The sequence below is a fragment of the Paraburkholderia phenazinium genome, from assembly GCF_900141745.1.
GTDB lineage: Bacteria > Pseudomonadota > Gammaproteobacteria > Burkholderiales > Burkholderiaceae > Paraburkholderia > Paraburkholderia phenazinium_B.
Genome location: NZ_FSRM01000002.1, coordinates 1,243,653 through 1,267,499, shown reverse-complemented (window position 1 = coordinate 1,267,499; position 23,847 = coordinate 1,243,653). Strand labels below are relative to the sequence as shown.

17 protein-coding genes are annotated in these 23,847 nt (G+C 58.9%); 3 read left to right on the top strand and 14 right to left on the bottom strand.

All coding sequences use genetic code 11. The features are described from left to right. Window positions 1-350: 350 nt before the first annotated feature. Window positions 351-3,029, top strand: a complete 2,679-nt coding sequence (locus tag BUS06_RS25765; protein WP_074267228.1) for a TonB-dependent receptor — start codon at window positions 351-353, stop codon at window positions 3,027-3,029. Window positions 3,030-3,167: 138 nt separating this feature from the next. Here the strand turns inward: BUS06_RS25765 and BUS06_RS25760 are convergent, their stop codons facing one another. From BUS06_RS25760 to BUS06_RS25750, 3 genes are all read right to left on the bottom strand, one after another. Then, entirely contained in the window at window positions 3,168-4,295 is a 1,128-nt protein-coding gene (locus tag BUS06_RS25760) for a lactonase family protein (RefSeq protein ID WP_143787653.1), read from the bottom strand. Window positions 4,296-4,653: 358 nt separating this feature from the next. Beyond that, entirely contained in the window at window positions 4,654-5,598 is a 945-nt protein-coding gene (locus BUS06_RS25755) for a helix-turn-helix domain-containing protein (protein WP_074267226.1), read from the bottom strand. 571 nt (window positions 5,599-6,169) lie between these two features. Continuing rightward, window positions 6,170-7,198: a porin gene (locus BUS06_RS25750; protein WP_074267225.1), complete on the bottom strand. Its 1,029-nt coding sequence runs from the start codon at window positions 7,196-7,198 to the stop codon at window positions 6,170-6,172. An 841-nt stretch (window positions 7,199-8,039) separates the two neighbouring features. On the opposite strand from BUS06_RS25750, the gene BUS06_RS25745 reads away from it, so the two are divergent. Then, window positions 8,040-9,068 (top strand): hypothetical protein, encoded by a 1,029-nt coding sequence (locus BUS06_RS25745; RefSeq protein ID WP_074267224.1) that lies wholly within the window; start codon window positions 8,040-8,042, stop codon window positions 9,066-9,068. Between the two features lie 193 nt (window positions 9,069-9,261). Continuing rightward, window positions 9,262-10,560 (top strand): MFS transporter, encoded by a 1,299-nt coding sequence (locus tag BUS06_RS25740; protein ID WP_074267223.1) that lies wholly within the window; start codon window positions 9,262-9,264, stop codon window positions 10,558-10,560. 33 nt (window positions 10,561-10,593) lie between these two features. Here BUS06_RS25740 and BUS06_RS25735 read toward each other — a convergent pair whose 3' ends face one another. The 11 genes from BUS06_RS25735 to BUS06_RS25685 form a co-directional block, all read right to left on the bottom strand. Next, window positions 10,594-11,841 (bottom strand): MFS transporter, encoded by a 1,248-nt coding sequence (locus BUS06_RS25735; RefSeq protein ID WP_074267222.1) that lies wholly within the window; start codon window positions 11,839-11,841, stop codon window positions 10,594-10,596. A gap of 158 nt (window positions 11,842-11,999) precedes the next feature. Continuing rightward, window positions 12,000-13,844 (bottom strand): hypothetical protein, encoded by a 1,845-nt coding sequence (locus BUS06_RS25730; RefSeq protein ID WP_254368958.1) that lies wholly within the window; start codon window positions 13,842-13,844, stop codon window positions 12,000-12,002. A 214-nt stretch (window positions 13,845-14,058) separates the two neighbouring features. Beyond that, window positions 14,059-14,955, bottom strand: a complete 897-nt coding sequence (locus BUS06_RS25725) for a substrate-binding domain-containing protein (RefSeq protein ID WP_074267220.1) — start codon at window positions 14,953-14,955, stop codon at window positions 14,059-14,061. A 28-nt stretch (window positions 14,956-14,983) separates the two neighbouring features. Then, complete coding sequence (locus tag BUS06_RS25720; RefSeq protein WP_074267219.1) at window positions 14,984-16,528, bottom strand: acetolactate synthase large subunit; 1,545 nt, start codon at window positions 16,526-16,528, stop codon at window positions 14,984-14,986. 3 nt (window positions 16,529-16,531) lie between these two features. After that, entirely contained in the window at window positions 16,532-17,389 is an 858-nt protein-coding gene (locus BUS06_RS25715; protein WP_074267218.1) for an HpcH/HpaI aldolase family protein, read from the bottom strand. 63 nt (window positions 17,390-17,452) lie between these two features. Beyond that, window positions 17,453-18,439, bottom strand: coding sequence for a DODA-type extradiol aromatic ring-opening family dioxygenase (locus BUS06_RS25710; protein ID WP_074267217.1), 987 nt, complete (start codon window positions 18,437-18,439; stop codon window positions 17,453-17,455). A gap of 72 nt (window positions 18,440-18,511) precedes the next feature. Next, window positions 18,512-19,792 carry an MFS transporter gene (locus BUS06_RS25705; RefSeq protein ID WP_074267216.1) on the bottom strand — a complete coding sequence of 427 codons (1,281 nt, stop codon included), beginning with the start codon at window positions 19,790-19,792 and terminating at the stop codon, window positions 18,512-18,514. A 94-nt stretch (window positions 19,793-19,886) separates the two neighbouring features. Further along, a complete protein-coding gene (locus tag BUS06_RS25700; RefSeq protein ID WP_074267215.1) occupies window positions 19,887-20,735 on the bottom strand; it encodes an amidohydrolase family protein in 849 nt (282 codons plus the stop codon). A gap of 44 nt (window positions 20,736-20,779) precedes the next feature. Next, a complete protein-coding gene (locus tag BUS06_RS25695; protein WP_074267214.1) occupies window positions 20,780-21,805 on the bottom strand; it encodes an amidohydrolase family protein in 1,026 nt (341 codons plus the stop codon). Between the two features lie 24 nt (window positions 21,806-21,829). Beyond that, the gene (locus tag BUS06_RS25690; protein WP_074267213.1) at window positions 21,830-22,804 is read right to left on the bottom strand and encodes a PhnD/SsuA/transferrin family substrate-binding protein; all 975 of its coding nucleotides are present in this window, start codon (window positions 22,802-22,804) and stop codon (window positions 21,830-21,832) included. A 338-nt stretch (window positions 22,805-23,142) separates the two neighbouring features. After that, the gene (locus tag BUS06_RS25685) at window positions 23,143-23,790 is read right to left on the bottom strand and encodes a TetR/AcrR family transcriptional regulator (RefSeq protein WP_254368957.1); all 648 of its coding nucleotides are present in this window, start codon (window positions 23,788-23,790) and stop codon (window positions 23,143-23,145) included. Between the last annotated feature and the right edge of the window lie 57 nt (window positions 23,791-23,847).

The following is a 23,847-nucleotide window of genomic DNA, read 5'->3' as shown; positions in this document are numbered from 1 at the left end:
GTAATCTGTGCACCCTTTTTGAAAGCACAAAAAAGGTGCTGGGGCAGAGAGAAGTACAAGCATTTGTCGGCAAGCGTGTCATAGACCCGGGCGTCTGACGCTCTCACGAAAAAAATTTTAATTGCTATGCAAATCAAGACATAACCGTTAGTAGTCCGACAGACATCGGGGATATCACCATCGGTTTATCCATGCTGCGCGCACCTCATACATGGAGTGCGTGTGAAGACGCTTGCGCGCAGCGTTTCGGCGGAATACGGCGCATCGACGCCGCGAACCGCGGGGAGAGGTCCATAAAACCACTCTCCGCATAACAACGTGTGGCCTTACTGACAAGTGTGAGGGGTGAGATGAAGCAAAGGGCATTGGCGATTGCCATCAGAAGAATAATTTGGGCTGAACTAGCGTTGTCCACGGCGATCGCCGTTCCGGCATTCGCGCAAAGCCAGCCGGCGACGCCGGCAGCAGCGGCGTCGGGCACGGCTGCAGCAGCCGCTCCGGCGGCAGCATCGGGCGCTACAGCGACGGGCGGCAAGAACGTCAAGCAACTGCAGACGTTTCAGGTGACAGGTTCGCTGATCCGTCAGGCGGACAAGACCGGGTTCAATCAGGTCCAGGTCATCAACTCGAAGGAAATCCAGGATTCGGGTGCGAAGGACGTGTCCGATTACATGCGCCAGATCTCGGCCAACTCGGCTAATAGCTGGGGAGAGTCCACCTCCGACAGTTTTGCTGCAGGCGGTTCGGGCATCGCACTGCGCGGCCTCAGCGAAAAATACACGCTGGTGCTTGTGGACGGTCAGCGCGTCGCGCCGTTCGCATTTGCCGTCAACGGTTCAGACCAGTTCTTCGACCTGAATACGTTGCCGCTAAACGTGGTGGACCGGATTGAAGTGGTGAAGACGGGTGCTGTATCGCAGTACGGTTCGGACGCTATCGGCGGTGTGGTCAACATCATCACGAAGCATGACTTCCAGGGCCTGCAACTCGACGGCAGCATTGGCGGCGCCACGCAAGGCGGCGGCGGCACGACCAAGTTCGGCGTCCTCGGCGGCTTCGGTAATCTCGCGTCGGATGGCTTCAACGTCACTGCGACCGCCAGCTATTACAAGTCGAACGGCTATACGCTTGCCGATCGCGACACGACCGAGAACCAGGACTTCAGCAACAAGCCGTTTGGCGGCAGTATCCAGCAACCGTCATACCTCCTGAACCCCAACACGGGTGCAGCGACGCCTTACGGCTGCGCGACTTCTGTGCCGGCTGGCAACAGCATTATTGCGTCACAAACCGGCGCAATCAGTAGCGGCAACGTGTGCCTGAAGAATACGGCTGAAGACGTTTCGATCGAGCCGATGACCGAGCGTCTCAACGCTAAAGTTCACGCCGACTTCAAGATCAACGACACGACGACCGCCTACGCCGACCTTTGGGAAAGCAACAACACGACCACCACAAACGATGGCCCTGTAGTCGTCGGCAACGGGCTTGCGTACAGCCCGACCACCAAGACCGTCAGCCCTCTCAGCTTTACCGTTCCGGCCAACAATCCGTACAACACGACCGGCGTAGCGCAGGAACTGTTTGGCTACCTCCCGACCACGTATAGCTCGACCACGGATTCGAATTTCTGGCGCGCGGCAATGGGCTTGAAGGGCAGCTACGAGCTCGGCAAGCAGGACTGGGACTGGAATGTGGGCTACACCCATTCCATGAGCACGGTGAGCAACACGCTCGGCAGTGTGATCAACCCGAATGCCCTGCAGACTGCGCTCAACAACGGCACGCTTAACTTCGTGAATCCGTCGGCTACACCCGGTGCGCTGAACAGCATCCTGACGACGGCTGACAACCTCGGTATTTCCAAGCTCGACGCCTTCGACGCAACGCTGGCAACGCCGAACCTGTTCCATCTGCCGACCGGCGATGTGGGCCTCGGTCTCGGTGCCCAGTTCCTGCACGAAAGCGAACTGATCGAGGAAGGCGGCAACTACCTGAGCGGTAACGTACTGAACCCGAACCTCCAGGAAGTAGCCGGTGAGCGTAACGTGGCGGCCGTGTACTACCAGGTCGATGTGCCGTTGATCGACAAGATGCTGACGTTCAGCCAGTCGGGCCGTTACGACCACTACAGCGACTTCGGCGGTGCGTTCTCGCCGCGTTTCGCCCTGCGCTTCCAACCGATCCAGCAGTTGACCACCTACGCTTCGTACACCCGTGGCTTCCGCGCGCCGGAATTCCTCGAGAATACGAATTCGTCGAACATCGGCATCATGCCGATCGGTCCGAACGGTCAGGACGAAAACGTTATTACCAAGGGCAACCCGGATCTGCAGCCGGAACGCACGAAGAACTACAACATCGGCTTCGAACTGTCGCCGACGCGTACGACTGACATCGGCTTCGATTGGTACAAGATTCACGTCGACAAGGCGATCGGCACCCAGCTCGATCCGTCGGCCACGGTCTTCAACGCGGACGGCTCGATCGCGTACATGGTCAACACGTACGAGAACCTGGGTTCGTTCGACACGGACGGCTTCGAAACGACGTTCTCGCAGTCGTTGCCGACCCCGGTCGGTACGTTCAAGCTGTCGGCCGACTGGGCCTATATCTGGCACTTCAAGATGAACGGCATTGGCGGCCTCGCCTCGACGGTTGACGGTGCAGGTAACGACCTGACGCTCGCGCAGCCGTTCGGCGGTTCGTTCCCGCGCTGGAAGGGCAACACGGACCTGTCGTGGAACTTCCACCAGTGGAATGCCGATCTGGAATGGCAATACACGGGGCCGTACTCGGACGCGCTGGGTCTGGACTACTCCACCGCCTCCTATAGCGTGTTCAACCTGAACGTAGCGTACACGGGCTTCAAGCACTGGACGATCTACGGTGGCATGAACAACATCTTCAACAAGGCGCCTCCGTACGATCCGCTGTGGGTCAACCAGATTGACCAGACCGGTTACGACCAGTCGCTGTACACGTACATGGGCCGTTATCTGCAGGTTGGCGCAACGTACAAGTTCTAAAGCGCAGCAAGTTCACTTTGAAGTAGTCGTCTGTTCCTCTCACGGCCGCTCCGGACTCCGGATCCCCTCCTTCGTCTCCGGAGCGGCCGTCTTTTTCTTCACAGCGAAAAGCGTGCAGGGGCGACGCGATGTAGTACCTTATTTCACGAAGGCAACACTGACCGGAGTCGGCTCGTCAACCGATTGCCCGGTGTTCGAAACCATGCCAGACACAGGGTCAATATTGAACGCATTGACTGTGCCGCTCTGCTGGTTGGCAACTAGCAGCCACTTTCCCGACGGATCGATTCCAAATCCCCATGGTTTCTCACCGCCTGCTGACGTGCGCTGAACAAGCGAAAGCTCGCCCGATTCAGGGTTGACGCTATAAACAACCAGCGCATTTTCACCGCGGTTCTCCACATAGACGAAACGCCCGTCACCGCTGATCGCAAGCTCGGCTCCGCTCTTCGCCCCTTGGAATTCCGGGCTGGTTGTCGGCACCGATTGCACTAACATCAGGTGTCCTTGCGATGCGTCCCAGCGCAGCACCATGAGATTCGCGCTCAGTTCGGTCAGCAGATAGACAAACTCGCCGCTCATACCGAAAGCGATGTGACGGGGGCCGCTGCCAGGTGGAACGACGAAGGCACGTGAGTTGGACTCGTCACCTGGCGACAAAGTATGAGTTGCGCGGTCAAAGCCGTAAACGAACACACGATCGGCACCCAGATCGGGGATGAGCGCATATCGACCTGACGGATCGACTGCAGCGCTATGCGCATGCGCGCTCGCCTGTCGACGATTCGGCCCGGAACCCGTTTCCTTGATCGTCGACACGAGTGAGCCCAGGCTTCCGTCGGGGTTGACGGAGACGCTGGATACGGAACCGCTTGCGTAATTGGCGGAGAACAAGGTCATCGAGGGTGCGTCCCACCCCAGATACGTGCTTCCGTTGCCCCCCGTGAGAACAGCGTTCATCTTCGTGAGCGCACCCGTCCCGCGATCCACCGCGTATGCGGTGATGCTTCCTTCCCTGGCGTTGTCGTCATCTACTGCGTAGAGAATCGGCAGATGGGGATGTACAGCGACCCATGTCGATTTAGGTCCTTCCGCAACCGGGCCGATTGCCGTCAGCTTGCCGGTGGCCGTGTCGAGGCTTAGCGCGTCGATCTGGCTCTTCTGCGTGCCCACGTAGACGAGTTCTGTCTGTGCACTGTCCGGTAACGTGGCAGCATTGTTAGGCGTGCTGTATGTTCCTGCGATTGACGCAAGCGAAACAAGCATCGCGGCAGCTCCGTACCGCGTCAGCCTGTTTCTCGGGAGAGGCTGTCTCATAGTGTGTTTTTTTAAAATTCGTTCAAAGCACGCAAACGGTCAATCATCGGTCTCGAGATCGTCGATGCGGTGACCGTGCCGGTCAAGAGTATCGGATTCGCAAGCCCGCGTCCCTGCACAAAAGTCCGATTCACTTGCACTTTTTTGATGTGCTCAGCTACAACGTGGGCTTGAGACGATGGGGTCGCGCGGAATGGAAACGAATCGCCGCGGCAGGCGACCCGGGCAAGCGAGTCGACTCGACCGCTGGCAAAAAAGGGGGTCCGGTGCTGGCGTCATAGACGCTCCAACGGCACCATGAGTTCGCTTACTGCGAAACGACCTTGCGATGAGGCTGCTGCCGGGCAGCGACGCGAAACTGGCTCGGCGCTTGTCCGACTTCCCGCCGGAAGAAACGCGTAAAGTACGCGGCGTCCGCGAAGCCAAGCCCAAAGGCGATCTGCTCCACCGACATGTCTCCGAAAATGAGGTTACGCTTTGCCTCGGTAATAATGCGCGCGTGGATCATTTTCGTAGGACTTTGCTCAGTAGCGGAGGCACATGCTGCACGCAATTGCACTAGGGACACGGCCATCATTGATGCGTAGTCTTGCAGTTGCAGGTTCTCGCGGAAATGTTCGTCAATCAGTTTGCGGAACCGGTCGACCTGGCGGACATCGTTGCGTGTTGCACTTTCGTTGCCGGTTTCTTCCAGGCGTGTTTCGCGTACCAGCATGAGCAGAAGACTCGTCAGCAATGCTTCTGTGCCCACCACATGACCAACCGCGTCCGACTCGACCTCGTGCTTGAGGCTCTTGATCAGGTTGCAGAACTCGATTCCCGCCTCGGCCGAATAGGAGAGCGGGATCATCCGGGGCGCCGCCCAGAGCGAGATGAACTCCTGAAGTTTGGCGTTAACCTGGGTCAGATATGCCACCTCGATTGTCACGACCCATCTGTCCACATCGATTTCATAGTCGAGACCGTGAACGCATTCAGTAGGCAATAGCAAGGCACATGGGCCCTCGAACGGCACGCTGCTTCCCTCGAGATTCATGACGCCGCGGCCGCTACGAACGAATATCACCTGACCATAAGCGGGATGCGCGTGGGGCTCCGTTTTCCAGCGGCCCCTGTCGGTGACATGTCCAACGTGAACAAACCAGTTCTCTTTTTCAGGGCGCTCAACGTACAGGCGGACTTTCGGAACGGTTGTCTGCTTCGCTTTGGGGACAGATTTGGGCGGGTACTTTGCCACGGTACTGTATGTCATAACGTCTCCTTGGCGGCCGTATCGATGCGTACGGCCGTCCTTGAAATTCCAGCCTCACGCGGAAGATTTCTGACGCGAATTCCGCGCAGGCCATATACCGGCGTAGAGCACCTTGGCTCTTGAAGCGATCGGCTTCGAAGCGCACACGACACAGTGGCGCACCGAGCGCGGGCCGAAGTTGCACGACACCATGACGGTTCGCGCCGATCGCGATTGCAGAAATGCTAACAGTCCCGGGGAATTTATGAAACCGCCTCTACGTTCGTTCACTGACGTTGAGAACGGATTCCAACCTGACTTCAAGCCAACCGCTCGTCGAATCTGCGGCAGTTACAGGAGGGTATTTACCAATGGCCATCCTGCCGCCGAAGGTCTTGAAGATCTTCTGCCGAGCTCGAATATCCGCTGTTTTCAGCGTATCTCGTCGCTGGAATCGCCCCGTGCAGCACGCAATCTTAACCGTCTCGCAAGATCGCGGAAACAGGGCATATTTTTCCATAGATTTCCGAAGGGGTAACTTGCGACTTACCCCCACGGGCGGCGCCGGTCTCGAGACGCGGGCGCCGCGTACTCAGAACGAATGCACCATTCCAAGCGTTACGCCGCGCGTGTTGGAACCCGGCGCGACAGTGACGCCTGCATACGAAGTACCGTTGAGGGTAAAGTCCGCTTCGTTTCGGTTCTGAATGAAACCGGTGGCCGCGTAGAGGGTGGTGGCCTTCGACAGGAAGTACTCATAGGTCAAACCAACCTGCTGCGCGTTGTTCCCCTGCCCTGTTCTGTCATGCGCATAGCCGTACATCAGCGACAGCTGGTCAGCGCTACTGAACGAGTACGAACTCGATGCCTCATAGACGTCACGCTTCTCGCTGTCGTCGGTCTGGCGCTCCGTGTGGTAGGCCAGATAAAACCGGGCAGCGCCCACGCCGAGCGAAGCCCCTGCGTTAAACACCTTCAGGATAGACGTCCCGGTTGCATTGGCCGCCTGCTCATAGCCGGCCGCCGCGCGAAACGGCCCGTTTACATAGCGGACTGCCGCGTTGTAGAACTGCAATCCGTCACTCGGTCTGGTCGTTTGATCGCGCATCGCGACCATAAATTGCGCGGTGAGGCCGTATACCGTGGGGGTGAAATAGGAAATCGCGTTATTGACCCGGATGGTCAGGCTGTTGAAATTGTTCATTGGGGACCCGATGCTCATCACTGCCATAGGGTCGAGTTCGGGGTTCATGAATATGTATTGGGGCGTATTTTGCAACCCAAAGCGCGCCTCACCAAAGCTCCCGGACAGGCCCACCCAAGCCTGACGATTAAAGGCATCCGCGGCGTTCGACGCCGCGCCGGTCGCGCCCGAGAAGCCTTGCTCCAACTGAAAGTTGACGTGAAGACCGCCGCCGATGTCCTCGCTGCCCTTCAAGCCGTATCGGCTTGCAAACAGCCCGCCGGATATGGCGCGGATCGTCGCAGGGGCAGAGCCTGGGTTCTGATATTCCACACCGTTATCGATCACGCCGTAGAGCGTGACTGACGACTGGGCGTATGCGGCATTGAAAACACATGCCGATACCGCGCCAGACACAAAAACTCTCAGCTTTTTCATGCAGTCTCCGATTTAACGTCTAGTTATTTATGTACTTCGTATGCCTAATTTTTAAAAATTGGCAGATTCCTCCAACCACATACCGTGCAGCGAAACGCGCTCAAAGCGCCGATAAGCCTGGCACTTCGGGCCACCATGTGCCAGGCGATACGAGAGGGTAAGACGAGCGAATCTGGCGGCGGCATTCATCGCGCCGAAAAGACAAGAGCGATGCTCCGTCCCATGAAAGTCTCCGTTGCTCTTTTTGAATTGGACTGCTTGGGCCGAACGCCCTTGATGAGAAATAAGAGTATTGGATGCCCGGCCGTGCGTCCCTACACAAAAACTAGATTCACTGGCATTTTTCGTCGATTGGCGGATGAAGGCGGAACGTTCCGTTTCCGCGATGACGTGGAGGTAGTGGGAACAACGTGCTGCACGTCTGAGTGGTGAGATATGGTTCGAACCGATCCATCTCATCGCGCCACGACCGCTGCAACAAAAAATGCAAGCGAATCTAGTTTTTGTGTAGAGGCACGCGCTCGACCTTCAAATACTATCCTCATCACCGCAACAAGAATTTTCTGTGTTGGATTACCCAGCGAGTTGCCGGCCGTGCGGCGCGATTGAGAGTCGAAAAACGACCACGCCGCCCATATCAACACTGATCCAATCTGGACGGAGACACGCACAACCACTTCAATCTGGCGCACCGCGCCAAGCCCTGCTATTGCCTTAGCTTCTCGTAGCAATCGTACGTCGAACGGCTTTTGACAATTTCGCCCCGAGCATCTGCCTCTCTGTTCGTCTCCAAGAAGACTAAACAGCAGCAGAGCCGATAAAAAACCATATGGAAGGAGACATGCAAAAATTATCCGTAGCTTTGCGCAAGCCGCTTCTCGGTGCAGCCATCTTCTGCTGTTTGAGCGGAGTGAGTCATGCGGAAGAGGTTATCACCGCACCGAGCGATTCCGCTCCGCCGCAAGCGCAGCCGACCCAGCAGAACCCGCAGGACCAGCAGACGCAGAGCCAACGCGCCCCTGGTACCTACAAGAACGGTGCAGCGGCTCTCAGTGCTCCGGATTTGAAATCGGCGGAACAGTTCGGCGCGCCACCTGTTTCGTGGAACGATACGTATGTCGGCTACCGTTATGGCAGCGATTTCCACTACCCCGGTGTGCCAGACAAGGTTGTGCAGAACATCGGCTATCTCTCGACCATCGGCGGTTTCAAGTACGGTAGTTACGCATTCAACGTGGACTACCTTGTCTCGAACTCCGCCAACCCGGAAGCCGGTGGACCGTCCAACGGCGGAGCTCAGGAAATCTATAGCATCGGCCGGGTCGAGTTGAGCGCCGGCAAGATTCTCGGCCACTACATGGGTTACGGCTTCATCCGCGACTTTGGTATCACCGGCGGTTACGAGTTCGGCACCAAAAACGACGCGTATGGCGAACGTGCCCGGATGCTGGTGTTCGGCCCAACCATCGAGTTCGCCGTGCCGCGTGGCTTCTGGAACATCACGGCCGGCGTTCGTACCGAGAGCAACCACAATGGCATCACGGGCGTGGACGTGCATTTCAACCCCGCGTGGCACATCGAGAGCTCGTGGCTCGTTCCGTTTCAGGCGGGGCCTGTGCCTTTGGTCTTCAAGGGCTTCGCCAGCGTGACCGGGCCAAAAGGCCGGGACGGCTTCGGCGTGCCGACTACGACAGAGTTTCTCGCTCGCGCTTCGCTGTTGGCTGATCTGGGTTCGTTTGCCGGTCATCCGCGTGTGGTCTATGCCGGTGTAGGTTACGAATACTGGTATCACATGTATGGATCGCCGACTAACGAAACGGTCGGCACGATAACGTCGGCACCGATGTTTGTAGCCGAGGTTCATTTCTAGTCAGCAGTGCTCGTGAATGCGCTCATTGGCGACCCGTCAGGCGGGTCGCCAATCGTCGTTCTGGAGAACGCTTTGATGTTGCCTGCTATCCTTTTAGAGTAATAATGCTGACAGGCATGGCGCGTCTCAGTCCGAGCAGCTTCGACCGATAAGATTGTGTATTTTTTTGAGCACGGTCGAAAAGAGAGAATTCATGGAGACGTATCAATTGAAACGACCGGCAGCCGAGAATCCCTGGAGCATTGTCGTGCTCCTCGCGCTCGGACTGCTGATTTCGTTTGTCGACCGTACGAGCCTGTCCGCTGCTCTGGCGGACAAGAGCTTCGTTCGAGAATTTGCACTGACGAGCGTCGAGCGCGGCTGGCTCAATTCAGCGGTCTTCTGGTCCTACGGTTTCGTCCAGATGCCCATGGGCTGGCTCGTCGACCGCTACGGCGTGAAATGGCCTTACACGATCTGCTTCACGCTGTGGTGCATCGCTGCGGCAGTCACTGGCCTCGTGACAACGCTGTCCGCCCTGATCATCATGCGTCTGCTCATCGGCGTGGCCGAATCCGTTGTGATTCCCGCTACCTATCGCTATCTGGCCAACAACTTCGAAGAAACCCAAAAAGGCACCGCACTAGGCATCTTTTCGATTGGCGGCAAGATGGGCCCCGCGCTGGGCGCACCGATCGCGGCCTGGATGATCGTCGCGTATTCGTGGAAGATGATGTTCATTGCGACGGGACTCGTTGGCCTGGTCTGGCTCGTGCCATGGTTGCTGATGGTCAAAAACGACTATCCGTCCAGGGAGCAACTTGCGGCAGCAATACATAGGGCTTCCTCTGTACCCCTTAAGAACCTGCTGGCGAGCCCTGTCGTCTGGGGCGGACTGATCAATAACTTCTGCTACAGCTATTTCGCTTTCTATTGCATGACCTGGATGCCAGCCTATCTGGTCGAGCAACGCGGTCTTTCTCTTGAGAGATCGGGTCTTTATACCTTCTTTAGCTTTGCTGGAATCGCGATCGTTGCGGCCATAGCGGGATGGGCTGCAGACCGGATTATCGCGCGTGGCAACGACGCCGTCGTTGTGCGTAAAGCGTTCATCGTTGCCGGCTTTATTGGTGGAACCACCGTGCTGCTCGGTGCCTATGCGCCGTCGCTCGAGATGGCGTTGTTCTGGAACGTGCTATCGCTTTCGCTGCTTGGCCTTGTCACAGCCAACAATCTGGCGCTGTGCAAGCTGACCTTGATCCCCAAGCAAGCGGTTGGATTGAACACCGGACTACAGCAGGTTTCCACCAGCCTCGCAGGTGGCGTATCGGCCAGCCTTTCAGGTTGGTTGCTCCATCTAGGCGGCAGCTATTTACTGCCGATGATGGCGATCTTCGCCTTCCTGCTGATGGGCGCAACGAGCACGCTGGTGCTGCTTCAACGTAAATGGGCGCCGAAAGTCAACGACATCGCCCTCGAACCGCCGCAGACAGAAACGCAGACTTCGATTTAGGCGCGCAGCAACGTTTGCACCCAGCGGTATGAATCAGGCCGAGCGCGGCGCTCGTGTGCGAGGACTAAAAACATAGACGATTGCCCCGACCGTGAGCGGCAATGCGGTGACCGCGAACAGCAACGCATAGACCTGAGCGGACGAAGCGTTCGCCAGCCTTGCATGTCCCGCGATCCAGCCGAAACAACCGCTAGCTAACGCCACCCCAAGGAAGACGAGACTATTGAGCAGACCCAAGGCGAGTCCCAGCCTCTCAGCAGGTGTGATCGCGCGCGCCTGTGACATGACCAACGGATGAATCGCACCTACCGAAAACAGGACACAGATCAATCCCACGCCGAGGACGCTACTGGCGCCAGGGAGAACAGCGAGCAACACGGCCGCAAGTGCCCCCGCTATAAGCCATAGCAAGGAAATGGATTTGGGCGTCCAGAGCCGAACCATCAAAGGAATGGAGAACGATGCAGCGATTCCGGCCAGGCTGGTGATCGTCATCGCGTTGCCGCGTGCCAACAGGTCAAAGCCAAACACGTCCGCCAGATAGGGGCCACCCCAGGACGTGCGAAACGTTGCACCTACCGACATCGCGAGACACGCAGGCCCCAGCGCCCAGAAGCGCCCAACTCCCGAGCGCGGTGTACCGTTCGCCACTGCGACGCGCAACGCATGCGACTCAGGATCCCGGCGCTTCACGCACAAGACGACGCTGAGCGTAGCGCAAAGCATCGCCCCCGCGGCAATCAGCAAGGGGGTTCGCCACCCTGCTTCAGCAGTGGCCCGGCTGAGCGGCCACGCTGCAAGCAATGCCCCCGCCATACCAATGGCGCTGGCGGTCGTGACCGCACTTGTCTGCCGCGGTCCAGCGCCGCTGCTGAGCACGTAGTTGAGCAGCCCCATGAAAACGGGAGCACAGCCCAACCCTATGCCGGCCTGCGCAGCAATGGCGGTCCATGGATCAGCGGTGCACGCCAGCACGCCGGCACTGAGCGTCCCTATGGCCATCAGCACCGCGGTCGGCGCACGGACGCCATAGCGGTCGAACATCAGGCCGACTGGTATTTGCGCGAACGCGAATACAAGAAAAAAGGCGCCGGCAAACCAGCCAAACATCTCCGATGAAAAACGGAAATCGGCGATGACCTGAGTCGCAATGACCGCGACGTAGCTGCGAAAAAACTGGCTCAACACGTAGCTAAAGGTCAGCGCCCAGAAGCCGTAGTCGCTCAGGAACGTTGCCGTCTGGCTACGATGCCCGGTAAGGTCGCGCCGCGTGTCGCTCATCGATGATGTCTCTGTAGGTTACCCAGACCGACATGATAAGCGTTGCCTGTAGATGTGGCCGGCAGCGTCTTCCGCCAACGACAGAACTGGTTGGCCCACGAATAAAAAAGCGCCGTGCTTCCGCACAGCGCCTTCACCACGCCGATCCAATATCCGCCCTAAGGGTTCGGAATATAAAGCGGCATCGCTTCTTCCCACAGCGTATCGGTGATCGGATGCTGATCGCTACCATCAGCGTTCATCACCCAGTTCTGGCCATCGGGCTGGAAACTGTTGTCGTACAGCGCGAGTTCATCGCGGAAGCCATACACGCCTGAGCTATACGCGATACGGCCATCGTAAGTCCAGACAGCATGGCCCTGGTTCGCGCCCGGCGTCGTCAGACGGGTCAGGCCCGTGCCATCCGGGTGGATCGTGTACACGTCATAGTGGAACTTGTTCGGATCCGCCGGGTTAACTTCCTTGCGCGTGAACAAGATCTTGCTACCGTCGGGCGACCAGCCAGGCAGGTTGTCCGGCTCGGTGGTCAAGGCCGTATCAGCGTGCGTATCCAGATCGATGATACGCAGACCCTGCACCTTCGGACTCCAGACGCGGTAGACGATCTTCTTGCCATCCGGCGAGTAGCTCGGGAAACCCGCATTGATCGAGCCATCGGTCAGGACTTCCGGCTTGCCGTTCATGCTGCCGTCGGTCTTGATCCGCATGATGCGGCCGGGGCCCATGCCACGCGTAAAGAACCAGTCCCCTACGCCGAAGGCGACCCATTGACGATCCGGCGACCAGGTCGGCTGGAATGCACCGGCGAGACCCTGCTTGATCATGACCGGATCCAGCCCGCTGTTCGCAGGATCGTAAATCCGCTGATAGCCAGTGAAGTCGGGGTTCATGATGGCAATGGAAGAGTTGACTGCCTTCTCCGTGTACACCAGTTTCTGCCGATCCAGTGACAGCTGCGGGAACACATCGATGTATCGATAGTTCCACTCCGGGTCGAAGCTATACAACGGCGTGCCATTCGTATGTGCCGGACGCATCGTGATTTTTTCGTAGACCACCTTGCTGCCGTCCGACGAATAGTGAGGCGAGCGGATACCCGAGTTGGCCGTCGAGCGGAACGTGCCAGCTGTGGTGTACAAGCCTTCGGTGTCGCCACCCTTCACGTGATACGCGATGTTGTTATCGCTGAGGTATTGCGGAAACACCTTGAAACCGGGGGTCGAGGTCAAGTCCTTTCGCTCGAGCGTGGACACATCCACCGATACCAGTTGCGAGCTAACCTTATTGATTCCTTCGGGACGGTGTGCGCCCCAGGTCGACTCCACGGGCGTTTCGTAAAAGACCACGTGCTTGCCATCGGGCGACCACGAAGGCGAACCTTCATCGAAGCCGGGATTGCTGGCAATCTTCTTCCAGTCCGAGCCATCCGGCTTGATGAGGTAGATACTGCTTTCCTGCGTGCGCTCCCAGCCGACCGGCAGATTGTGGCCGCGCCAATCGGAGCCCGTGTCGGAAGAAAGGGCGAGCCACTTGCCATCCGGGGACCAGGAAGGCCTGAAATAGCTATGCGGCTTGCTCGGATCGAATTTCAGCGCACCTGTGACGTTCTTCAGGGCACCGGTCGCGATGTTCAGCGTCCAGATGTTGACCGTACCGTAGTCCTTCTCGCCTCGGCGCGACGAAACGAAGGCGATGATATTCGGGTTCGTCGGCGAAAAAACGGCCGCATCCGAAACGCCGGGGTGATCGGTGAGCCGCTGCAAGTCCGTGCCATTCACCTTCACACGATAAAGGTTGGACTGACCGAGACCGTCGCGTTCCGATGTGAATATGATCCACTGTCCGTCTTTCGAAAACGAAGCGTGGTAATCGAAACCATCGGTTGGAAGCAGCCGGTGCTCGCCGCTACCGTCTGCATTGGAGATATACAGCTGGGATGTAACAGGCCCCACGCGATCGAGCAGCAAAGTGCCTTTCGTCGCCGCGCCTGCTCCCGTCGGCATGAGAATCCAGGCCCCCCCGATGGCCGCACAAGCCATGAGTTTCTTCAAAGACGTAGTTAGATACACAGCAAAATGCCTCCATTAATTATGCGTAGGTGAGCGGCGTGGAACCGCTCAACCGCTTGACTGCTTCTGCGCCGTACTTTTCGTCGACGCATTGTGCTTCCGTTGCTTACCTATGCATCCCGCGTCTACCCGCTGTCCCCGCAGTCGTTCAGCCAAGGCTGCCAGTAACGTCGTCGAACAGTTCGTCAACCGAGAGCCGGTGCGGAATGATCTTCTGATCGAGCGCCCAGTCGATCGCCAACTGGATCCCCTTGCGGTTCGCTTCGAGTCCGATCGGCGGGAAGATAGCCGGCACACCGCCTTCGGTGAGCGCACGGCTTTCGACGATCATCCGGTACAGTTCGCGAACCACCTCCGGGTGCTTCTTCGAAATGTCGGCGTGCACCACAAACATGTGATTGATCGGCACAACGCCCTCACGCGCAAACCAGTCTTTGGCCGCGGCTTGTGCGTCCGGCACCAGCGTGCGCACACGCGGGTCTTTCGGCATGTCCTCGCCAAGCAACGCCGCGCTTAATTCACCGTCGAGCATCATCTGCGGAATCGACGAGCCAGCGGGCAGGCGCTCGCAGTTGTTCGGATCGCGATACTCGGTGAGATGCCCGTCACCGAGCGTCATCCACGTCACCTTGTCGAGATCGACACCATATTCGTGGCGCAGAATACCGCGAATCCAGAGCGCTGTTGTCTGGGTATAGGTGCGTACACCGACTTTCTTGCCTTCGATATCTTTCGGCTTCAACTCGCCGAAGTCGATGTTGTAGCCGGCGCAATGATGCTGGAAGCGTCCCGAGATCGGCGTCGGCAGCAAGACATAGGGCTTGCCGTACGCCTTGGCCTGCAGGAAGGTGACGATGGCCAGTTCGCCCGCGTCGAACTTGTTCTCGCGAACCATCGCCTTGAAGCCGTTATGCGCCGGCGTTGGTCCGCAATAGTCGAGGTTGACGAGGTCCGACTTTACACGGCCGTCTTTCATTGCCTTCGTTACCGGATAATCGGCCAGATTGGTGCGCAGCGTCGGCACGTCGGTCCGCGTCGTTGTCATTGATGTCTCTCCTTACGCTTGAATAGATTTACAGCCTGACCTCGATGAGGCAGGGGCCAGCCTCGTTCACCGAGTCAGCCATCGCCTTGTAGAAGGCCTCGGCCGTATCGACTGCGACAGCCGGAACGCCCATGCTTTTTGCCATCGCCAGCCAGTCGATGCGGGGACGATCGATATCGATCATCGCCAATGCACGCGCACCGGGTGCGCCGGCACCCATGTTGGTGTACTCGGCCTTGAGGATGGCGTAGCTGTTGTTGGCAAAGATGATCGTTGTGATGTTCAGGCCTTCGCGCGCCTGGGTCCACAGCGACTGGATGGTGTACATCGCGCTGCCATCGCCGACCATGCAGAACGCGCGCCGCTCAGGGCAGGCGAGCGCAGCGCCGGTGGCAACCGGAGTGCCATAGCCGATCGAGCCGCCCATGTTATTGATCAGGTCATGAGGCGCAGCGCCAACAGTCAGGCCCATCGTCTCGCGGCCAGTGGTCAGCGATTCGTCGATGAGGATGCAGTTTTCCGGCAGCGCCGCGGCGAGCGCCTGGGCAATCGTCGCCGGAGTCAATGCGCCGGTCGGCGGTGGAGCGTCGGAACGTGACTGAAAAACCGCTGCCGTATTCGTTGCGCCAAGCGCTTCAACCAGCATCTCAAGACCAGCAGCACCGTCCTCGCCAATTTCCACCAGCGAGTGAACGCTGGTGGCGGGCGATTTAAGCAAACTCGGTTTGTCAGGATAGCTGAAGAAAGCTATCGGCTCGGTCGTCTCGACCGTGACGATGTGCTTGAATTCCTTCAAATACTCAACAGCCAGTCCAACCGCATAAGGAATGCGTTCGAGCGTAACGCGCCCTGCTCCGCGTTCGATTCGCGAACTGAAGAATTGCGTCGCGATGCGACAGCCGGTCGCCGCCTTGATTTTGCCCGCCAGCTCGATTGCGCGTCCGCGTGTCGACCCACCAGCCAGGACGATGAGTGTCGGTTCGCCCGAACGCAGCACCTTCGCAATGTGCTCGATACGCGCGGCGTCCGGTATTTTCGCCTTGGCAACCGCGCGCGGCGGCTTGACCTGTTCGCCCGCATCCTGCCAAGAGGTATCGCCAGGCAGAATGAGCGTCGCGATTTGCCCCGGATGTCCGCTTGCCTTGCTCACCGCCGTCGCAACGTCCCACGCCACCGCTTGCGGTGACTCGACACGGCGCACCCAGTGACTCAACGGCCGCGCGAGGCCCTCGATATCGGACGTCAGCGGCGGATCGTACTTCAGGTGCGAAGCCGAGTGCTCGCCCACGATGTTGACCATACCCGACGATGCTCGTTTTGCATTGTGGATATTGGCCAGACCATTCGCGAGGCCCGGTCCGAGATGCAGCAGCGTAGAGGCCGGCGTCTCTTTCATCCGGTAATAGCCATCCGCAGCGCCGGTGCACACGCCCTCAAACAGACAAAGGACGCTGCGCATACGCGGGTTCTCAAGCGCCTTCAGAAAGTGCATCTCCGAGGTGCCCGGGTTTGCGAAGCAGATGTCGACGCCCTGATCGGTGAGCGTCTGAACCAGGCTTTCGGCTCCGTTCATTGTTTAGTACCCCGCCATCTCGCGCGCCATGCCGACCACGCCGTAGCTCTTCAGCGGAGCCGAGATCAGGAAGCGATAGCCTTCTTCGAGCAGGCGCTTATGGTTCTTCGCATTGACGTGCGGATTGCCAACCACGACGTTGTGCTTGTGGCACGTCTCGACGATCTGGCGCATTGCGTCGACCACGACCGGATGCTCGTAATCGCGCGGATGGCCCAGCTGCTGGCTAAGATCGCCCTCACCAATCAGGATGAAACCGATACCCGGCACGTTCGCGAGAATGTCGTCGAGGTTTTCAATCGCCTCGGTGCTTTCACACATGAGACCGACCAGAATTTCGCCTTCCGGGGCCAGCGGCCACACGTCGGCCTTCCTGTAGTAATCCGCCATGCTCAAACCCCAGTAGCGGGCCGCGTTAGCCGGGCCGTCGCCGCGGATACCCTTTGGCTCATACAGCGGTGCATCCTTGGGTCGCGCATATCGGCACGATGCCACGGCGTTATAGGCCTGCTCCACAGTCGACACATGCGGCCATACCACGCCATAAACGCCACGATCGAGCACCTGCTTGGCGAACGACTGGTTCATCTCGGCACCGTTGGCCGGAATACGCGCAATCGGGGTGACACGCGGCGCAACCGAGCCGGACTCGGCAATTTGCTTGCGGCTCAGCATGTATTGCAACGCATCGCCCAGCGCCGAGACGTCGTAGGGGTTGTGCTCCATCTCGAAGATGAGGCCGTCGTACGGCGCGTCGCTCATCTCGATGGCGTTCTGCTTGTCCAGTTTTGAAAACGCGGCGAAAGCGGGCTTGCCGGATTCGAAGGCGCGAATGATGCTGTTCAGACGGGTATCGCTCATGGTGTTTCTCTCTCGTTGATTGGGTACCTAAGTGACTGCACTGAGTGGTTGCATCCAGCCAGATCAGTCAGCCGCTTTCCAGTACATGAATCCCATACCCTCACCCGTACCGGCTGGTGTGCGCCAGCAGGGCACGTAGTCCACCAGCGTCATCTCTGCGCCCGTTTCCTGCACCGCTTTCATCACGCTGACGTAGAGTTTGATTTCCGAAGTGCCCGACTGGTACGAGCGGTTATCTACCGCAGCGAGGCCGTCGTAGTCGTAACCGGCCAGCATCTTCATGATGTTGTGATCGAATTCCTCGTCATTGACGAAGTGCGACAGCCCACCCGAAGCAAAAATGCCGACCCGTACATCCTCAGGCCACGCCGTAATTGCATCGCGCAGTACCCGGCCAAATTCGATGCAGCGCGACATGGACGGCTGCGTTGGCGGATAGAAGCAATTCATGATGATCGGCACGTGCGGCGGCGGGTTATCTCCCATGATCTGGTGATACACGAAGCTGTACGCATGCGGCACCACCGGATATTCGGGCAACGGCTTCATCCACACGTTGTCCGGCCATGCAAAGAGATCGGTCAGATCGAAACCTTCGCCCTGGAAGTGTTCAATCAGATAGGCGGCCAGCTTCGGATGACACTTGTGCGTGACGTGATGATCCGGAGCGTAGACGGCGCGCTGCGGCGGACCGTTGTGCACTTCTTCGCCACTGTAGATGGCGATCGAAGGGGAGAAGTCCGTGAAGATCTCCTTCTGGTCCTTGCCCAGGATGATCGCGACATCGATATTGGCGTCGCGATAAGCAGCAGCCATCTCGTCAAGCGCGCTACGGCAGCGTGCGGCGCGCGCAGTACGTTCCTCCAGCGTCAGGAATTTCTCGAACGCTGCTCCGCGGTGCGCTTCCAGCTCAGGATAAGTCCAGGTCTGATTGCGAAACCACAATTCCGGATTGCTGCGGTCGCGTTCCCCGTTCTTGAGCCAGTCCTCCGGTGCCTGACCCAGCATGCCGCTATGCGGCACCGCCATCCCGAATACAATCTTCGCCATTTAGGATTTCTCAGTAAATTAATGTGTTCAACAAAGCCGGCTATTTCTGCTATTGCGGCCGCACCTTGATTTCTAGGCTCGCCGCAGCGATCCGTGCGCTTCGGTTACCTTGGGCGCCCACTCGGGACGAAACAGAGTCGCCGTGGCCAACGCGCCGATCAGCAGGAAGACCAGGATCACCAGCATCGGCAGGTCATAACTTCCGCTGACATGGAGAAGCCAGCCCGACAAGCTTGCCGCTACACCGCCCGCGAGACTGGTAGCGACCTGTTGCACGCCAGTCACCAGGCCGATTGCCTGCCTGGGAATCAAGGTCAGGCGCGACAAGACAAGGTTGTTCGCAGTGGCGAGTCCAAGCAGCGATAGCGAGAGCACATTCCAGAAAAGCGCCATATTCAGCGTGTGCGCATAGGCGCCAAGCAGCACCGTGCATCCGCCGCCGAAGCCCGCAATGGTGAACGCCTTGCGCACCCGAATCGGGTTGCCGCCACGGGCGATGATCCGGTCCGCTGCCCACCCCGCGACTGCCGCGACAATCGCAATCCCGGCGAAGCTAAAGAATGTGAAGAGTCCGGAGCGCGAAATCGACAGGCTGCGTTGCTCGACCAGATAAGCAGGCATCCACGTCATGCAATAAAACGTGAAGTAGCCGTAGCAAAAATTGGTGATCATGCCGCCCCACACGACTGGGCTGGCCAGAATGCTGCCAAGGCCAACCGTGCGCGCACTGTGATTCGCCACCGTCAGTTCTCCTTTCGATGGCAGGTCGTTGCGGACCATCAACAACCACGGAGCCAGCCAGAGCAGGCCAACCAGACCGGTCGCTATAAACATGATCTGCCAGGAATAGTTGACGAGGAACCACGCGCCGACCGGCGCACCGAGTGCGGGACCGAACTTGTTGCCCATCGCCAGAATGCCTACCGCAAGACCGTTCTGGCTCTCACCGAAGTTGTTGCGAATCCAGCGGTAACTCGCAGGAATCACTATGGCCTCGGCCATGCCGATGATCAGACGCATGACCACCAGACTCGCGAGCGCCGTCACCGCACCCATCAACGCGGTGGCGAGGCACCACAGCGCGAAGCTGACCGCGTACGGCCATTTCACGCCGTAGCGGTCGGCGACCCAGCCCATCGGCACCTGAAACACACCATACGACCAGAAGAAGGCCGAGTTGATCCAGCCGCGATCGACATCGGTCAGCGCAAAATGTTGAACGAAGCCTGCGTCCGCCAGCGTGGAAGAAATGCTGGTGCGATCGACAAAAGAAATCAGAACACCGATCGCAAGGAGCGCGAGTATGGCCCAGCGGTTCGCAGTCCCGGGTCGTGCAGGTTTGCTTGTCTCCATCTGCTTGTTTCTCTTTAGTGTGATTGGTTCTGCGTGCGCACTAACCGATCTGGCCTTGAACATCACGGGTAGCCCGCACAGATGCGAAGCAGCCTCAGGCCAGGGCCGGATACAGTTGCTGCGCAGTCCTGCCGAATATCCACGCACGATCTTCGTCGCTCAGGCACGCCAGACCCGCCTGGGCCTTCGCGAGGATTTCCGGCAGCGTGCCCGTCGAGGTCGGATAATTCGAGCCCCAGGCCATCCGCTTTGCACCGAAGGCTTCCACCACACGCGGGAAGAACGTTTCGGCGCTGGCCTTCTCCTTCTTCACGTCGCCAAAGATGCGCGGCGTGAGCTTCAGGTAGATGTTCGAAAGCGGCGCAAGGTCGAACAGGCTTTGCGCTGCCGCATAGGGTGCGCCGTCGGCAACCTCCGGTCGTCCCAGGTGATCGAGGACGATCGCGACGTTCGGGAAGCGCTTCGCCAACGCCGTGACTTGCGGCAGGCCGATCGGGCCGGTCTGGATGCACATCGGCAAGCCCAGGTCACCGCACAGCTCCCATGCGGGAAATGAGCGCGGATCGTCGAGCTCGCTCGGGTCGAACTCCTTGGTGCTGCCGCCGGTAAAGAGACGCAGACCCGCGAGACCGCGCCCGACCCATTCCCGGATGCGCCCCGGTGCGTCCGGTTGCAAGACGTCAACGGAGCCGACGGCCACCAGGCGGTCCGCATACTTCGCGCAACCGTCTACAACGTAGCTGTTATCGAAACCGTAAGTGGTAGAAGAATGCACCACAGCAGCCTTGGCGACGCCCGCTTCGTCCATGGCCGCGATCAAGGTTTCAACGGTCGTGGGACGTTCCTGCGACCAGTCCGAGCGCTTGCCGAACAGCGGCGCAGGCGGATAGCGGGTTTCGTCGTCGGAAATGATGTGTGGGTGAATATCAACAATGGAAGTCATGATTGCCTCTGTACTCTACTCATTGCATCCGGCTCGCGCCGGTGTCACTTGCCGCGCGCTTTAAGGCGTGCATCGAGACGCGGATAAACGCGACGCGCATTGCCTTCGAAGATCTTGTAGCGGTCCTCGTCTGACAGCGCCGTGCAAGCGTCGATGTAGCGCTTGGTGTCGTCGAAGTACTGATCGGTTGCCGGATCCTTGCCACGCACTGCGCCAATCATTTCCGAACCGAACAGCACGTTGTCGGCGGGAATCACCTTGGTCAGCAACTCGACACCGGGCTTGTGATACACGCATGAGTCGAAGAAGATGTTGTGGAGCAGTCCTTCGAGTGGACGATCGCGCATCTCGAGTGACATGCCGCGATAACGGCCCCAGTGATACGGCACGGCGCCGCCGCCGTGCGGAATCACCAGACGCAACGTCGGGAAGTCCTTGAACAGATCGGATTGCAGGATCTGCATAAACACCGACGTATCCGCATTCAGGTAATGCGCGCCCGTGCCATGGAAGCACGGATTGCACGAAGCGGCCACGTGGATCATTGCGGGCACATCCAGATCGACGAGCGCTTCGTAAAGTGGGTACCACTCGCGATCGGTCATCGGCTTGCCGGTCCAGTAGCCGCCGGTCGGATCGGGATTCAGATTGCAGCCAACGAAGCCCAGTTGCTCGACGCAACGGCGCAACTCGGGAATCGAATTCGCGGGCGCAGCACCCGGCGATTGCGGCAACTGGCATACCGGCGCGAAGTTGTCCGGGTAGAGTTCGGTCACGCGATACACGAGGTCGTTCGATACCTCGGCCCACTCCAGACTGGTGCGCTCGTTGCCGAGATGGTGGCTCATCAAACCGGCGATCGGCGAAAACAGCGTCAGGTCGCTGCCGCGTTCGCGTTGCAGCTTGAGCTGGCCATTGCCGATCGCTTCGCGAATCTCGTCGTCGCTGACAAAGGCGCCGTCACGCGACGGGGCGTTGGCCGGGTTGTTGGCAAACTCGACCTGCCTGGCGCGCCAGGCGCGAAATGATGCGGGTACGGTCGTGAAGTGACCGTGGCAATCGATGATCATGTTTTTTCCGTTCGGGTCTTGAGGTCAACGAGCCAGCGGGTCCACAAACAGTTCGTTGATGGACATGCGGCGTAGCGTGAGACCTTGCTTGAACGCGGTGGCCTCCAGCGTTTCGATCGTCTTGAGGTTCTCCTGCAGACCGTACGGCAGCGGATCGTGTCCGACGATCTTGCGCAACTGGAGGTACTTCTTGTCGCTGGCGCTCGTGGCCTCGCCCGAGTCGAGTCGCGCCAGCCATTCCTTTTTCGCCTGAGCGAAAGCGTCGTAAATCGACCTGGCGATCCACGGATTCTCGGCAAGCACCGAGTCCTTGACGACGATCGTGCCGTGCATCGGATAAACCCCCGTGCGAGCGTAGTACTCGGTCTCGAGCTCGGTCGCATTGGGCAGCAGATCCGGATAGTCAGCCTCGACTTCCTTCCATCCCCCCGTGGGAGCACCGGTGCGGCCGATACCCGCGGCGGCGGCAAAACCCGCCGACAATTCACCCGAGGCCATCATCTCCGCCAGCGAGCTGCCCGCAGGAGCATGGATCACATTCGACGGCAACTTGAGCTGCGTGACATGCTCTTCGTCGTCGACCACCCAGGTCACCTTGGATGAATCGAGGCCGAATTCATCGATCAGCACCTGACGCGTCCACACGCCGGTCGTGACCGAGTAGGCGCGTACGCCGACCTTCTTTCCTTCCAGGTCCCTGGGGGTGTTGATCCCTGCATCCCGTCGTACCAGCAGCCCGCCATGGTGAAAGCGCCGCACCACGAAGATCGGCAAGCCGACAAATGGCGCGCCATAGGCACGAGCAATGATGTAAGTAGTCGGCGCCAGTTCGCAGACGTCGAATTCGACGTCGCGCACCATGCGGCGGAAAGCGCCAATTTGCGGCTGAACGGTGATGAACTCGGCGTCGACGCCCTCAATGGGAATGGATCCGTTACGGATGGGCGACGTGTGCGGGTGCTCAGCGATAGCGATCTTGAGCGGGACTTTTCTGGTCAACTTCCTCTCCAATGTTTCGGCCGGAGTGGGCGCTTCAGCGCTTGGTCCGGTCCCATGCAAAGACATTTGCGGATTGATCGTCGCGGACAACTGAATGAAGGCTCCAGCGCCGGACGGATCGTCTCGATGGGGTGAGAATATGGGAGGATGAGCGCCGCGTCCCTACACAAAAATCAGATTCAATGGCACTTTTGTTGATGAGCCGAGGAAGGCGGGACGCGCGCGCCGTGGGCTTGTGCGCCCCACCCGGGTACGGCGATGGTCAGCGGAGAGGGTGCCGCTTGCGGGCTATTTCGCAAGACCGTCGGCGTTGGTGGAACACTGTCATTGCCGTAAGCCTACGGCGCATCGAATCCAATGCCGCGCAGGAATATCTCAAGCCGCTTCTTGATGTCCTGCGTTCTGCGCGCCCTGTCCACCGCCTGCAACAACCGTCTGCGAGGCAGAAGCGCACCGAAGACGATGTCCATCAGCATGCCTGCACACAGCAGCGGATCCGCGATCGTCATCCGTCCGCGCTCAGCCTCCCGTTGCAGCCATTCGATCAACTTTTCGCGCGAACGAATGATCTTGTGCTCGTACAGGTAGTCAGACAGTTCCGGAAACTGCACGGACTCCCGAACGATCAGGTTAAGAATCGCCTCCCGCGCACGTTCGGCTTCGTCGTCGATGTCCAGACGGAAAATTTTGATCAGCGTTTCGAGGATCGGCAAGGTCTCATCCTGAGGTCTCGGCAGATCGAGGATCAGATGCTGGTTCGCGCCGACAACGGCCGCAAACAGTTCGGTCTTGTCACGGAAGACCTCGTAGATGGAGCGCTTTGACACTTTGGCCTTCGTCGCAACGACGGCCGTCGTCGTTCGTGCGAACCCCAGTTCGACGAAGGCCTCATGCGCTGCCGTCACGATGGACTGGCGGCGCTGCGTCTCCCCGATCACCTTCGGCCGCCCGCGTCTCGCAGACGGTTTCTCTTTGGTGATTTCCACTTCCTTCTCCTGCCTTTCCATTGAAACAACCGTGTCGTTTATATATGGTACTCTGAT

Excerpts from the sequence above, each read along its gene's own strand:
- BUS06_RS25765 (WP_074267228.1), top strand. The coding sequence starts at position 351 with ATGAAGCAAAGGGCATTGGCGATTGCCATCAGAAGAATAATTTGGGCT.
- BUS06_RS25720 (WP_074267219.1), bottom strand. The coding sequence starts at position 16,528 with ATGAACGGAGCCGAAAGCCTGGTTCAGACGCTCACCGATCAGGGCGTC.
- BUS06_RS25705 (WP_074267216.1), bottom strand. The coding sequence starts at position 19,792 with ATGGAGACAAGCAAACCTGCACGACCCGGGACTGCGAACCGCTGGGCC.
- BUS06_RS25750 (WP_074267225.1), bottom strand. The coding sequence starts at position 7,198 with ATGAAAAAGCTGAGAGTTTTTGTGTCTGGCGCGGTATCGGCATGTGTT.
- BUS06_RS25735 (WP_074267222.1), bottom strand. The coding sequence starts at position 11,841 with ATGAGCGACACGCGGCGCGACCTTACCGGGCATCGTAGCCAGACGGCA.
- BUS06_RS25700 (WP_074267215.1), bottom strand. The coding sequence starts at position 20,735 with ATGACTTCCATTGTTGATATTCACCCACACATCATTTCCGACGACGAA.
- BUS06_RS25740 (WP_074267223.1), top strand. The coding sequence starts at position 9,262 with ATGGAGACGTATCAATTGAAACGACCGGCAGCCGAGAATCCCTGGAGC.
- BUS06_RS25730 (WP_254368958.1), bottom strand. The coding sequence starts at position 13,844 with ATGCCGACGGGAGCAGGCGCGGCGACGAAAGGCACTTTGCTGCTCGAT.
- BUS06_RS25760 (WP_143787653.1), bottom strand. The coding sequence starts at position 4,295 with ATGCTTGTTTCGCTTGCGTCAATCGCAGGAACATACAGCACGCCTAAC.
- BUS06_RS25715 (WP_074267218.1), bottom strand. The coding sequence starts at position 17,389 with ATGAGCGATACCCGTCTGAACAGCATCATTCGCGCCTTCGAATCCGGC.
- BUS06_RS25695 (WP_074267214.1), bottom strand. The coding sequence starts at position 21,805 with ATGATCATCGATTGCCACGGTCACTTCACGACCGTACCCGCATCATTT.
- BUS06_RS25755 (WP_074267226.1), bottom strand. The coding sequence starts at position 5,598 with ATGACATACAGTACCGTGGCAAAGTACCCGCCCAAATCTGTCCCCAAA.
- BUS06_RS25710 (WP_074267217.1), bottom strand. The coding sequence starts at position 18,439 with ATGGCGAAGATTGTATTCGGGATGGCGGTGCCGCATAGCGGCATGCTG.
- BUS06_RS25745 (WP_074267224.1), top strand. The coding sequence starts at position 8,040 with ATGCAAAAATTATCCGTAGCTTTGCGCAAGCCGCTTCTCGGTGCAGCC.
- BUS06_RS25725 (WP_074267220.1), bottom strand. The coding sequence starts at position 14,955 with ATGACAACGACGCGGACCGACGTGCCGACGCTGCGCACCAATCTGGCC.